The 12,203-nt window shown below is 51.3% G+C and carries 11 protein-coding genes and 1 pseudogene; 1 reads left to right on the top strand and 11 read right to left on the bottom strand.

All coding sequences use genetic code 11. The features are described from left to right. Window positions 1–148: 148 nt before the first annotated feature. Together ACFSSA_RS06635 and ACFSSA_RS06630 are read right to left on the bottom strand one after the other, a co-directional pair. Window positions 149–1,091: pseudogene (locus ACFSSA_RS06635) on the bottom strand (IS30 family transposase). A 250-nt stretch (window positions 1,092–1,341) separates the two neighbouring features. Continuing rightward, window positions 1,342–2,181, bottom strand: a complete 840-nt coding sequence (locus tag ACFSSA_RS06630; RefSeq protein WP_386819502.1) for a D-hexose-6-phosphate mutarotase — start codon at window positions 2,179–2,181, stop codon at window positions 1,342–1,344. 235 nt (window positions 2,182–2,416) lie between these two features. Here ACFSSA_RS06630 and ACFSSA_RS06625 point away from each other — a divergent pair, with 235 nt between their 5' ends. Continuing rightward, a complete protein-coding gene (locus tag ACFSSA_RS06625; RefSeq protein WP_386819500.1) occupies window positions 2,417–3,193 on the top strand; it encodes a PEP-CTERM sorting domain-containing protein in 777 nt (258 codons plus the stop codon). Between the two features lie 7 nt (window positions 3,194–3,200). Here ACFSSA_RS06625 and ACFSSA_RS06620 read toward each other — a convergent pair whose 3' ends face one another. The 9 genes from ACFSSA_RS06620 to ACFSSA_RS06580 form a co-directional block, all read right to left on the bottom strand. Then, complete coding sequence (locus tag ACFSSA_RS06620; RefSeq protein ID WP_386819498.1) at window positions 3,201–3,590, bottom strand: RNA-binding S4 domain-containing protein; 390 nt, start codon at window positions 3,588–3,590, stop codon at window positions 3,201–3,203. Further along, window positions 3,583–5,835 carry an FdhF/YdeP family oxidoreductase gene (locus ACFSSA_RS06615; protein WP_386819496.1) on the bottom strand — a complete coding sequence of 751 codons (2,253 nt, stop codon included), beginning with the start codon at window positions 5,833–5,835 and terminating at the stop codon, window positions 3,583–3,585. Before ACFSSA_RS06615 ends, ACFSSA_RS06620 begins: the two co-directional genes overlap by 8 nt. A 56-nt stretch (window positions 5,836–5,891) precedes the next feature. After that, window positions 5,892–6,689 (bottom strand): HAD family hydrolase, encoded by a 798-nt coding sequence (locus ACFSSA_RS06610; RefSeq protein ID WP_386819494.1) that lies wholly within the window; start codon window positions 6,687–6,689, stop codon window positions 5,892–5,894. A gap of 53 nt (window positions 6,690–6,742) precedes the next feature. Then, window positions 6,743–7,522: a prepilin-type N-terminal cleavage/methylation domain-containing protein gene (locus ACFSSA_RS06605; RefSeq protein WP_386819492.1), complete on the bottom strand. Its 780-nt coding sequence runs from the start codon at window positions 7,520–7,522 to the stop codon at window positions 6,743–6,745. Between the two features lie 285 nt (window positions 7,523–7,807). Next, complete coding sequence (hisF, locus tag ACFSSA_RS06600) at window positions 7,808–8,584, bottom strand: imidazole glycerol phosphate synthase subunit HisF (protein ID WP_386819490.1); 777 nt, start codon at window positions 8,582–8,584, stop codon at window positions 7,808–7,810. A 146-nt stretch (window positions 8,585–8,730) separates the two neighbouring features. After that, window positions 8,731–9,000, bottom strand: coding sequence for a type B 50S ribosomal protein L31 (locus ACFSSA_RS06595; protein WP_386819488.1), 270 nt, complete (start codon window positions 8,998–9,000; stop codon window positions 8,731–8,733). A 112-nt stretch (window positions 9,001–9,112) separates the two neighbouring features. Then, window positions 9,113–10,246, bottom strand: coding sequence for a serine hydrolase domain-containing protein (locus ACFSSA_RS06590; protein WP_386819486.1), 1,134 nt, complete (start codon window positions 10,244–10,246; stop codon window positions 9,113–9,115). 41 nt (window positions 10,247–10,287) lie between these two features. Next, window positions 10,288–11,202: a histone deacetylase family protein gene (locus tag ACFSSA_RS06585; RefSeq protein ID WP_386819485.1), complete on the bottom strand. Its 915-nt coding sequence runs from the start codon at window positions 11,200–11,202 to the stop codon at window positions 10,288–10,290. Between the two features lie 99 nt (window positions 11,203–11,301). Continuing rightward, complete coding sequence (locus ACFSSA_RS06580; RefSeq protein ID WP_386819483.1) at window positions 11,302–12,153, bottom strand: alpha/beta hydrolase; 852 nt, start codon at window positions 12,151–12,153, stop codon at window positions 11,302–11,304. Window positions 12,154–12,203 lie beyond the last annotated feature (50 nt).

Below are 12,203 nucleotides of genomic sequence, written 5' to 3'. Positions count from 1 at the left end.
CGGGAAGAATCGCTCCAAACCTGGACAATTCTCCTACTTCATTACAAGCAGATATAGTAATGCCCTTCAATGGAAAGGGTGTATCTCTGGAGAGTAATCGCTATATACGACATAGTTGAGGACTTGGGTTAAAGAGTGAAGTGCATCGTTAGGTTTTACTTATGAAAACTTCAGAAGGGGTTTGGTAGCCGAGTCTTTTCCTTGGCCGGTCGTTGAGTTTTTTGGCGATCGTGTCACACCTCTGCTGGGTCAGTGTCCTCAGGTCTTTTCCATACGGCAGGTATTGGCGGATCAAGCCGTTGGTATTCTCGTTTGTGCCCCGCTCCCACGATTGATGGGGGTGGGCGAAGTAGAAGGGGATACCGGTGATACGCTCAATCATGCCATAGCCGTGGAACTCACAACCGTTGTCTGCGGTGATCGATCTGTAGCTGCGGTAGTGCCGGCCGATGAGTCCGAGCATCGAGCGATTCGTCTCAAGCATTAATCTTGCCGATCTCGACATAACCACTCTTCCGCTCCACAAGGGTGACGACCGAGTGCTTTCCCGAGCCGTGCACAGTGTCAATTTCCCAGTGTCCCAACGTCTTCCGGTTTGCCACTTCCTGTGGGCGATCGTCGATCATACGTTTCCCGGCAAGCCGTCCGCGGCTGTCGTAGGCTCCGTATCTCTTCCTGCGTTTCTTTCGCGAACCGCGAAGGTGCTTCCACAGACTCCCCCCGAGGATTTTGTCCTTCAATACCCACTGGTAGATTGTCTCATGGCTGATTTGCAGTTCGCCCATACACCGGAGGTAGCCGGGGACTTGTTCAGGGCTCCAGTTCCTACGCAACAGGCGCTTCACCTCGCGATGTTGCTCGCCCGAAAACCGGGTTCCCGACCTCGATTCCCTCCGCTGTTTGTTCGCACGGTTTTGTGCGTGGGAGGCACGATACATGTTGTCCAAAGGCGACCGATTCCTACTGTGTTCCCGGCTGATCGTCGATCCGGCACGCCCTATCCGGCGGCCGATCTCGGCAAAGCTCTTCTTCTCCATTCTCAACGCCGTGATCTGGTAGCGTTCCTGTTGGCTGAGTTGTGTGTATTTCATCATGGTAAGTTCCCAGGCGGAACTTTCTGGCAAGATCCGATCGGTGCGCTTACTTTATGAATTCAAGGGAGGAAACAGCCGAGTTTCCCCGGGAACTCCTTTATTTCTTCTCCAAAGCGTTTCGGAAAACTGGGAGAAAAGCTCATATAACTGATAATTTTCGGGTAGAACGCTATTAGTGCAGTCGATTGTTGACTGAATCGGACGCGCTGTTGTCCGGAACTTCGAAAGAGGAGGCAGGATGATTTGTTCAATGAACTACGCGGATTTTTGTAGAAATCTCATGACAATCTGCCGGATTTAGCGAAATAGCCGATTGATTGGAAATCGATGTTTCGATACAAGCGAAGCGTAGATATGCATCATCGGGCAGATCTTTGAGTGCAGCTGCTTTATCTTTCCACGGATTCCAGATCACTGTAGAAGGACTGCCAGATTTTTCTACTACGATTGTCCTCTTCAATACCGGGTCGTCTAAATAAGTAATACCAGAGCTTTCGTAGATTCTATCCACTTCATTTTGAAACATGATGGATCCTTCTTGTTTCCTTACGATAGGTGGTCCGACAGTATCGAGATAATTCGAAGCCTCTAAACCGCGAATCCGGATTTGTCCGATATTGCCGACATTCAAATATGTGTGGAGAGCTCCGGAGATTTTTATCTTTTCGTTACTAGGGTTGTACGATTGCAGGGATACCACTAGTTCTTTGCCCATATCGATCGTCAGCGCCGCCTGCCAATTGTCTTTCCTGAAGCTCAACTTGATCGTGACGCCATCTTTACTTTCAGAGGCGCCCTTGAGTTGCCAAAAGACGTTTCTGACCAAGCCATGAGATGGAAGCTCTTTATTATTTGGATGAGCATTAAACCATGGCCAGCAGATGGGGATACCGCCCCGGATCGGGACTCCTCCGGTGTATACTGCTTGCGGACTGAGGTATAAGACCTCTTCTTCATCATTAGGCCTCCATGCCATCACATGAGCTCCGTGCAATGCGACAGTCCCTGAGCATAAAGGGTGCGAGATTTGTAATACTGGATAATCAGGCGCGAGATCTATAATTCTAATAGAAGAGGGAAGTTTCATGAGGATAACAGTTTTGTCTGAACGGTGGGAAATTTGATGCAGATATTTCTGACCGAGTTCTTAGAGCAATTTGACTGTTTCGTCGATAAAAGGAGAGTTGGCCGAAAATGGCATATAGAAAGTAATCGTTACGCGAAGGCGTTATGCACAAATTAGGGGTAGCTGGTATTCTCTTATCACTGACCTTGAGCGTGTCCTTATCTTTTGCGCTTTCAGATTACTACCCCCACACAGCATGAAATATTCCTCCCTACTCTCAGTAACCGTAGCTCTATGCTTCTCGCCCGTCCTCAACGCTCAGACATTTGTGGTTGATTTTGAAACTGACGATACTGGAGCGCCGTTGGTTGCCGGAGCCGTTGATTTGCAAGCAAAGCAGCCTTATGCCAATCTCTTTGGAGGAGATAAGGGCCTGACAATTACAAGCGGAAACAGTGCTACGAATCCACTGAACCTATACAATACCGAGGCCACCGGCGGTGCTGACGATGATCTCGAAAGGAATTCCACGGGCACGGGAGATTGGGCTGGAGGTTCACTCACTCGCGATGTTTTACATAACGTATTGATCATCAATACGAATACGGATCTAACTACTCCCAATGATAGTGGTAGTGGTGGTGAATTCGGCCTCGAATTTGATGTCGATTTGATTTCGTTCGGATTTGATTTCGTCGATTTGGATCGCTCCGAGAGTGGCGCGATTACTTTCCTGGATACAAATACCGGGCGGAGCCAGACGATACAATTTACCGAGTTCGAGAGTGGCTCGGGATCCGTTTTTGAGCGTGAAGGAGTTCTATTTGGTAACCGTCATGCAAATCGTGTAGATGAGATCACCGCAACCAGTCTTGGCCTAAGTAGTTTTGACCAGATTACATTCACAATGAAAAGCAGTGGCGGCATCGGAACACTATACGGCACCACATTGGTAGACAGTGTTCCGGAGCCCTCATCGGCGTTGTTACTTTTGAGTGGATTGACATTTCTTGGTTTCAAACGCCGCCGCTAGGATCGGGCTAAATTCCCCACTCGAAGTCCGCGCGTATCTGATCGATTGCGCGGCGATCTTTTTTTGTAGGGCGACCTTTTGCCGCCTCAGCTTTCACAATCTGCCAAGCCTTCAATGCCTCGTAAATCTCCCCCGGGGTATGATCCTCATAGCAGCTTCTTGCCTCGGGTGCTCCAACACGTTTCTCAATAACGCAAGTGACGGCGATCTGCCGCACTCCGGGACCTTCGGGAAAAGGGATCTCCAGGATATCACCCGCTTGAATGGCGGACGATCGCTTGAGCGAATGGCCATTGCGCTTAATTTTGCCCCCGGCTAAAATCTCGGCTGCCAAAGCCCTGTTTTTGAAAAAACGGGTGGCCCATAACCATTTATCAGCTCTCGCGGTATCAGGCATCTTTGCTCAAAGTGATTTCGATTTCTACGGATTTACTTGTCGGGGTGCCAGAGCCTTCTGCCTGACTCCAGATAGGCACTAGATCATTTGCTTCGGGGAAATAAGCGGCAGCACTGCCCCGTGGCATCTCGTAGGGAATGGCGGTGAAGTTCATCACTTCTCTGACCTCAGTGCCCCAGAAACTACGGATGTCCACCTTTGCTCCCGGTTTGATTCCTCTATCCATGAGATCGTCCGGATTAGCCATGACAATACGCCTGCCGTTGGCAATTCCCCGATAGCGATCATTGTCTCCATATATTGTGGTATTAAATTGATCGTGACTGCGAAGCGTTTGAAGTATCAATCGGCCTTTGGACGGTTCGAAAACGCTCAACGCCTCAAGCCCGAAGTTTGCCTTCAGATTCGCGGTGTTCCAGATGCGTTCTTTGGGAGAGTTTGGCAAATAAAACCCGCCTGGCTCCTGAGCGCGTTCTGAATAGTTTTCAAATCCGGGAACGACTCTTTCGATTCTGGCCCGTAAAGCATCGTAATCTTCGGCAAAGGTCTGCCATGGGACGATATGGTTCTCTCCAAGAACCGCCGAAGCCAGACCGGCAATGATTTCCACCTCGCTTCTGAGCTTCTCGGATGCCGGAGTCAGCACCCCGCGGGACATTTGAACCACGCCCATGGAATTTTCGCAGGTTACAAAACGATTATCTCCATCGCGCTCGCTTCTTCCTAGACAAGGTAGGATCAGCGCTGTTCTCCCTGTAATCAAATGAGAACGGTTCAACTTGGTGGAAATATGGCAGGTTAGCTCACATTTCTCCAAAGCTTTGGCTGTATATTTCGTATCCGGGCTTGCCTGGAGAAAATTTCCGCCAAGAGCGAAGAAAATTTTCGCCCGACCGTCGTGCATCGCGTGGATACTAGCGACAGTGTCGTAGCCATGGGCCCGCGGTGAAGTGATCCCAAACTCCCGGTCCAGCGCGGTGAGGAAGCTTTCCGGCATCTTTTCAAAGATCCCCATGGTTCTGTCTCCCTGGACATTGCTGTGGCCGCGAACGGGGCATAACCCAGCACCTGGTCGGCCAATTGCTCCGAGTAAAAGATGAACGTTCACCACCTCGCGTATGGTGGCTACGGAATTTTTATGTTGGGTGAGACCCATCGCCCAACACGTGATGAGACGGCGGCTTCCGCGAAGTATCGTATCCGTCAGCCTGCTGATCTCCTCCCTTGATATGCCGCTTTTTCCGATGATCTCGGACCATTGCGTGCTCTTCACCAAATCCCGGTATTTCTGGTAATCTGCGGTGTGTCGGTTGATGAAATCTTCATCTTCAAGATTATTTTCAATGAGGCATTTTGCGATGCCGCGGAAAAGCGCGAAGTCACCGTTGATACGCACCCGAAGGAAGTCCGAGGCCAGCGGGGAGGTGACTCCCAACATACCTTTGATTTTCTGAGGATGTGCAAAGCCCACGAGCCCAGCTTCTTTGAGAGGATTGATGGAAACCAGCCTTGCCCCATTTTCCACGGCCTCTTCCAGAGTGCTAAGCATGCGGGGATGATTGGTGCCAGGGTTCTGACCAACACAAAGAATCGTTTCTGCCTCAAGAAAATCATCGAGAGACACTGTGCCTTTTCCGATACCAATGGCCTCATTCATCGCTAAGCCGGAGGATTCGTGGCACATGTTCGAGCAATCGGGGAAATTGTTTGTGCCCAAACTGCGAACGAACAACTGGTAGATGAAGGCGGCCTCATTGCTTGCACGACCGGATGTATAGAAAACCGCTTCGTCTGGAGTGCTAAGGCTATTGATCTTTTCAGATAGGATCGCAAACGCATCTTCCCACGATATCGGGCGGTAATGGGTCGCTCCCGGATGCAACACCATCGGCTCTGTGATCCTGCCTTGGCGGTCATGCCAAAGATCGCTACGGGATATCAAATCTGCGATGGAATGTTTTTCAAAGAATTCAGGATCGGCCCTCTTTTTGGTGGCCTCGGATGCAAGGGCTTTCGCGCCGTTCTCACAAAACTCCGCATGAGCACGCCCATCATCAGGATCCGGCCATGCACAGCTCGGACAGTCGAACCCGCCGTGTTGGTTCATCTCCAAAAGACCATGTGTTCCTCGAATCAACCCGGCTTCCCGAGTGATATGCTTCATCGACGACACGACTGCCGGAAGCCCTGCGGCCCACGTTTTTGGATCGGTTACTTTGAGGTTTTCCGGCTTCGCGTCTGACATTGCCATAAGCTAGCCGATAGCTCACACAATGCCAGAAATGCTTATGGAATATGGTATTAATCTGCAAAATTTTTCTCAAGAGCCTCGATGACACCCCTCCCTGCAGTCGCTTGGGTGATGAGTCCACCTCTGGCGAGTATAATATTGCGGATAACTTCCACGGAATTTGCCGGGCAGGCAGCTTTGCCGGAATGGGTCTCGGAAAGCATCTCGATATCGTTGTGGCTATCGCCCATCGCAAAAACCCGGGAAGTCTCAAGATTATATAATCTCGCAACCTCGCTCAAGGTGCTGCCTTTCTGATAGTTTTTATGACCGAACCTGAGATAAATCGAATTACGCTGCCAGCCCAGACCCGGCACGGAATCCACCAATGGAGTGATGTGATTGACGATCCATTCCATCTCTTCCTCTGTGCGGGAGATTAGGCCTGCTGGCTCGCCATTCATCTCGATATACTGGGCTCCTGTGTGCTCTTCCACCTCATGCCTTATGATGCCGAGGACTTTTGCTGACTTCTTGAACAGTTTTCGGATATCTTTTTCGCAACGGTCATTCCACGGAGTGTGTGGAAGGAATCTACCGAAGCTATTGGGAAAGAAAATTTCACGTTCGCGCGCGATCACCCAGTCGGGGAGGAAGGGGAACTTACTTTCCATAAAACCGTCGATCACCTGCGGCATCGAACGGCCGGTATTGATACCCCAGACGGCAGATTTTCGCTCTCGGAGAGCGCGGATCAACGCAAAAAATCCAGCAGGGACAGATGGTGTCTCTGCTGGATCGTGGAGTGTGCCATCAAAATCAAAAGATAGCAGCAGGGCGGGTCTTGGGCAGGAATCCAGTGTTCTCACATGGCGGACCCTACAGGCATTTCGTTCTGGAGCAAGTGCGGGAGCAACAGCCCCTATTTCTTAGCTTTGGCCCGGTCGGTATTGATAGAGTAATAGAGCCACCACGCGCCGCCATCGGAGAGCTCGTCATTCGGGATTCTTTCCACATGACCGTCTATGAATACGCAGTGGGCTCCATCTTTGTAATTACCATGTGGAGCTCCTTTCGCAGGGCCGTTAGCCGTGGCTACCTTGCCGAGATCTTCATCATCATTGGCCTCGCCCATCATAATCATCACTTCCGGGCTCGAAATCATCGCCATGTTTACTCGTTTGGTCTCTGCCTCAATAGTTTTGGATGGAGTCATCCACTCACCGAGCTGGTTGCTATATACAAAGCTGCCAAGACCAGTCCGCATATCACTATCCTCGATATCCAAAGGGTTTGTCACATCTCCTGCAAGTTTATGCTCGGAAAGGGGATTCTGGAGAATGGTCTCGGACGGATGGGTGGTCCAAACATAATCATTTCCGTCCAGTCTGCAGGCTCCCTGGGTCTCGGCGATCAAAGTTTTGATCGTGTAGGTTGCCCAACCACCGGTTGCCAGAATTTTTCCGCCGTAACTTGGGAAATATCCCGGGGGAGTGCGCCCGTTATTCGGGAGTCCTTCTTCCGCGATCATGTGAACAGCTGCAGCGCATTGCCGTAAATTGCTAACGCAACTTGAAGCCTTTGCCGCCATCAGTCCACGACGTGCCGCGGTGAAGCCAAGTCCGGCGAGCGTGGCGACAATCACGATCACCACCAGTAGTTCCACCAGGGTGAAACCGCTTTGTTTGTTTTGAGTTTTCATAGGTTTTTTGCAGAGTTGGCCCGATAGGACCGAGTTCTTGGATCCGGGCAAAAACGAATAAATTCACTAGTTTGTCCGACCTATGAAACGTTTCCATATATCTTGCGCGGATTATAGATACAATTGCGCAAAAGATATACGAGATCATGTATGAACTCCCTTAGAACTGGGAGTTTCTGGTGCTATAGTTAACAATAAACGATTATTGTTAACTATAGCATGATCTCCGTGAGAGCTAAGAAATAGCAGTTGTATTTCTAACTCCCGAAGAAATCCGAAACCAGCTTAAGGCGAGTTTTTGAAACTTGGTCTAACGGGCACGCCGTGCTTGGCAAAGTGTGCTTTCGCTTCTCCTACCGTGTGCATGCCAAAGTGGAATATTGATGCCGCGAGGACTGCATCTGCTTTGCCTTTTTCAAGAACCTCCACCATGTGGTCGAGATTTCCAGCTCCACCGGAAGCGATCACCGGAATACCAATGGCAGAGGAGATCGCAGCGGTGAGTTCACAATCGTAGCCTGCTTGAGTGCCATCGGCATCCATGGATGTGAGGAGTATCTCACCAGCGCCGCGGCGCCAAACCTCCTTTGCCCATTCCACTGCGTCCAGGCCCACCGGGGTGCGTCCCCCGTGAGTGTAGACTCCCCATTTTCCCGAACTTTCGCGTTTCGCATCGATCGCGACAACAATGCATTGGCTGCCAAAGGCCTTTGCCCCTTCGTCGATCAAGCCCGGATTGGTGACAGCAGAGGTATTGATTCCTACCTTATCCGCGCCGGCTTGAAGCATGGTATGCATATTATCGACCGAACGAATGCCGCCGCCGACGGTAAGCGGGATAAAACACTGCTCTGCGGTGCGGCGAACGACGTCCACCATCGTATCGCGGGCATCGGAAGATGCGGTAATATCGAGAAAGACCAATTCATCGGCTTCCTGCTCGTTGTAAGCGATCGCGCATTCCACGGGATCGCCCGCATCAATGAGATCGACAAAATTGACGCCTTTTACGACTCGGCCGTTGGTGACATCGAGACAGGGGATGATTCGTTTTGCTAGCATGAGATGTGATATCTTTTGGGAAACACCAGAAGGCAGAAACTTGTCCGGAACAAGTTTCTAAGAAAAAAATGAAAATAAAAAAACGGCGACCGTTTCCGGAACGCCGTTTTTTTGAAGGGAACGGAGATAAAAATCCGTTCTGGGGCTTAGCCAATTTTTGGCTTGCCGACGCGGCGAACTGCGCCGAAACGCTTTTGGAACTTGTCGATGCGGCCTTCGGTATCGACGAATTGCTTCTGACCCGTGAAGAATGGGTGGGAATCCGAGGTGATACCGGAAGAAATTACGGAATGTTCAACACCATCGATAACTTCTTTTTTGTCGGAAGACTTGGTGGAACGTGTGACGAAACGTGCGCCCGTGGTCATGTCAACGAAGACGACGGGATTGTATTGTGGATGGATATCCTTTTTCATGTGATGAGGTAGGTTGGTTTCCACACGTGCCAACGCGCGGGGGTAGGAAGGTGCCGGAAATGACCGAAGTGTCAAGAATTTTGAAATTCCGGTTCGTTTTTGAAATCGATTTTCACTCGGCAGCGGCTTTTTGAAAAAGTGCCCGGGTCTCCGAGCCATCGCCATTTCCCAGATCACTCCGTTGGATCATCAACAAAGTGTAGCGCCCTCTGACAGGATCAATCCAAGCCTGGGTTCCGTAGGCTCCTCCGTGTCCGAAGCTTCCTTCCGAAAGCGGGCTGGTGACTCCGAGCGCCTCCTGAACTGCGATCCAACCCAGTCCGTAGGCATTTCCAGCAACGAAGCCTGCTTTGAGACCATCTGTGTGCGAGGTGGTCATTTGCTTGATGGATTCCGGTGATAAATAGTGCTTTCCGTCTATTTCGCCCCCATTCAGGATCATCCGGGCGAATTTGCCGTAATCCACGGCCGTCGAGAAAAGCCCGCCTGCTGCGGTAGGGTAGTGATCTGTGGAAACGGGTGATTTTCCGTGGAGAATAAAGACCGGCACCGGACTGAGACCTTTATCCGTCAGCTTATATGAGGTGGCGATTCTTGGCAGCTGGGCTTCTGTGGGATAGAAAGTCGTGTCCTTCATACCCAGGGGGACGAAGAGATGTTCGCTGAGGTAGTCCGGATAATTTTTGCCGGATACAACCTCAAGGATTCTTGCCGCGATACAGATGCCGGTCTGGCAGTATTTCCATTCGGTTCCCGGCTGGAATATGAGAGGTTTGGCAGCAGTGACTTTGGAAAGTTGCTCAAGATCTTTCATTGCAGCGTCCTCTTCCTTGGTGAGATCCTGTAGGCCGCTGGTATGAGAGAGGCATTGCTCGATCGTGATGCTGGCCAGCTTGCCATCCGGGCCCTTTAGCGTTTCGAACTCCGGTAGATATTTTGCCACAGCATCAGATAGTGCGATCGAGCCGTTTTCGACTTCCATCATCACGGCGGACCCGCAGATCGGCTTCGACATGGAGGCGATCCAGAAAATCGTGTCCTCCTTCATAGGGACTTGCTTATCCAAATCGGCAAAACCAGCGGCGTCGCGGATCAGGACGCGATCTTTATCACCTACTTCAGTGACGATGCCCGCGGCAGTTCCCGCGGCGATCCGTTCTTTTGCAAAAGCCTCAAGCGCGGCGCTAGGATCTGCCTGCGAAATACCAGCGGCGATGAAAAACGCGAGTAGGGTTTTATAGATCATGATTATTGAAGATTAGCTGGTGAACCTAGGTTCGTAGGAAGTTAGAGGGCGCGGTATTCACGGGCGATGCGTTTCGCTGTGACGATCGTGTTGCGATGTAGTTTGGCGGTAAATTCCGGCTGCCGGTTGTAGCCGCCTCCATAGAGAATGGCGACTGGGATCCGGTTGCGGATGAGGGCCCGCAAAAGAACTTCATCACGACGCTGTATCTCCTTCAAAGATAAGTGCATCTGGCCAAAACGGTCATTGCGATGATTGTCCGCGCCGGAAATCCAGATCACCAGATCCGGAGAAAATTTATCGAGCGAGTCTGCGAGGGTTTTGAAGAGCTGCTGGAGATACATTTCACCCTCCACATAACGCACCGTTTCCACATCCAGAGTGCTGGCGATCTTTTTAGTGGGATAGTTTCTGCCGACGTGGATCGAGTAGGTGAAAACCCTTGGGTCATCCCCGAGGATTGAGGCAGTGCCATTGCCCTGATGGGCGTCTGTATCGACAACCATGACTTTGATACCCGGCTGTTTGTCCTGAAGATCACGGATTGCGATGGCGATGTCATTGAAAACGCAGTAGCCCTCCCCGTGCTCGCGAAAAGCATGATGGGTTCCACCCGCCAGGCAAACTCCCACCCCCTCGGTGAGCGCCGCGTGACAGGCAAGCCTGGTGGCTTCTATCTCTGTGGCGGAGCGCAAGAAGAGATCCCGGCTGGCGGGCAGCCCAAGAAGAAGCTGCTCTTTTCTGTCCAGAGAGGCGGATTGAATTTTTTCGATGTATCCCCGGTCGTGCACCCGGAGAATGTGGTGGATATCGGTGGCTTTTACTTCGGTGATCTCTTCGGGACGTAAAATGTTCTCGCCCAAAAGCATATCTTTCGAGACCCGGAATTTATCCATTGGAAAGGGGTGTCCGCTGGGAAGTTCGAGCTCGAGAGCCTGTGAGTAGAAGCAACGCATGGGAAAACTCTAATTTTTAAATGTTAAACATCAAGAAGAGTCGCCGGAAGCCATCCGTGGCTCCGTTGCGGAGATTGTCTTGGGTTGACCGGCGGAAGGTCAGTTATCCTCAAGTAATTTGCTATCTTCCAGCCACTCAAGCAGACGCTGGGGCCAACGTGACGCGGCGGAATTGTTTTTCTGATGACGGTAGCCGAATCCATGGCCGGCATTTGCAAAGACATGGAATTCCGCCGGGATTTCTACTGCCTTGTATTTCAGATACAATGTGGCGAGCCCTTCAGAAATATCCGGTCTGTCATTGTAGCCACAGGCGAGGAAGACAGGCGGCATGCCAGGTTTTGCGGTCATCTGATCGGATTTTCCGGGATAAATCAGCGCTTGGAAATCCGGTCTGGAGCTTACTTTTTCCACGGGATCCACGGCTGCCGCATTTCCCGGAACGGAATCCATCGCGGAAAGCGCGGCGAGCTCTCCTCCTGCGGAAAAACCGATGATGCCGATCCGTTCGGGATCGATCTGCCACTCTGGCGCACGCGAGCGGACGGTGCGTATGGCGCGGCGGGTGTCTGCCATTGCGTCGCCCGCCAAGGTGTAGGGTTTCTCTGCGCAGCCTTCATCTTTTTCCAAGCGGTATTTCAGGACAAATGCGGCGATTCCACGGTCCCGGAACCACTCGGCGAGCTCATAGCCTTCGCTCCCGACGCAGAGCTTCTTATGGCCGCCACCGGGACAAATTATGATCGCCGTGCCTGTCGCTGTCTCGGTGCTTGGCAGGTATGGAGTGAGCGATGGGTTATGGACATTGGTGATGAGGTTTCCATCGTTCTTCTCAGATTCGTTTCTATATTTTTCAGAGCCGGGAGGGCCATCTTGCCATAGCGAAAAGGATGTTGGGAGTTCCGCCCGGCAAAAGGTCGCTGTTAAAAAGAGGAAGCATAAGAGGCGCATAACGTTAAACGATACCTTGATGCGAGGTTCCGCCTGTCATGTTCCGGAGT

This window comes from Luteolibacter algae (genome assembly GCF_042683045.1).
Lineage (GTDB): Bacteria > Verrucomicrobiota > Verrucomicrobiia > Verrucomicrobiales > Akkermansiaceae > Luteolibacter > Luteolibacter algae.
The sequence above is the reverse complement of the archived record's forward strand: the minus strand, read 5'-3'. Positions and strand labels throughout refer to the sequence as shown.

Coding starts and splice junctions, on each gene's coding strand:
- ACFSSA_RS06620 (WP_386819498.1), bottom strand. CDS start 3,590: ATGCCTGATACCGCGAGAGCTGATAAATGGTTATGGGCCACCCGTTTT.
- ACFSSA_RS06595 (WP_386819488.1), bottom strand. CDS start 9,000: ATGAAAAAGGATATCCATCCACAATACAATCCCGTCGTCTTCGTTGAC.
- ACFSSA_RS06630 (WP_386819502.1), bottom strand. CDS start 2,181: ATGAAACTTCCCTCTTCTATTAGAATTATAGATCTCGCGCCTGATTAT.
- ACFSSA_RS06615 (WP_386819496.1), bottom strand. CDS start 5,835: ATGTCAGACGCGAAGCCGGAAAACCTCAAAGTAACCGATCCAAAAACG.
- ACFSSA_RS06580 (WP_386819483.1), bottom strand. CDS start 12,153: ATGCGCCTCTTATGCTTCCTCTTTTTAACAGCGACCTTTTGCCGGGCG.
- ACFSSA_RS06605 (WP_386819492.1), bottom strand. CDS start 7,522: ATGAAAACTCAAAACAAACAAAGCGGTTTCACCCTGGTGGAACTACTG.
- hisF (WP_386819490.1), bottom strand. CDS start 8,584: ATGCTAGCAAAACGAATCATCCCCTGTCTCGATGTCACCAACGGCCGA.
- ACFSSA_RS06625 (WP_386819500.1), top strand. CDS start 2,417: ATGAAATATTCCTCCCTACTCTCAGTAACCGTAGCTCTATGCTTCTCG.
- ACFSSA_RS06590 (WP_386819486.1), bottom strand. CDS start 10,246: ATGATCTATAAAACCCTACTCGCGTTTTTCATCGCCGCTGGTATTTCG.
- ACFSSA_RS06585 (WP_386819485.1), bottom strand. CDS start 11,202: ATGCGTTGCTTCTACTCACAGGCTCTCGAGCTCGAACTTCCCAGCGGA.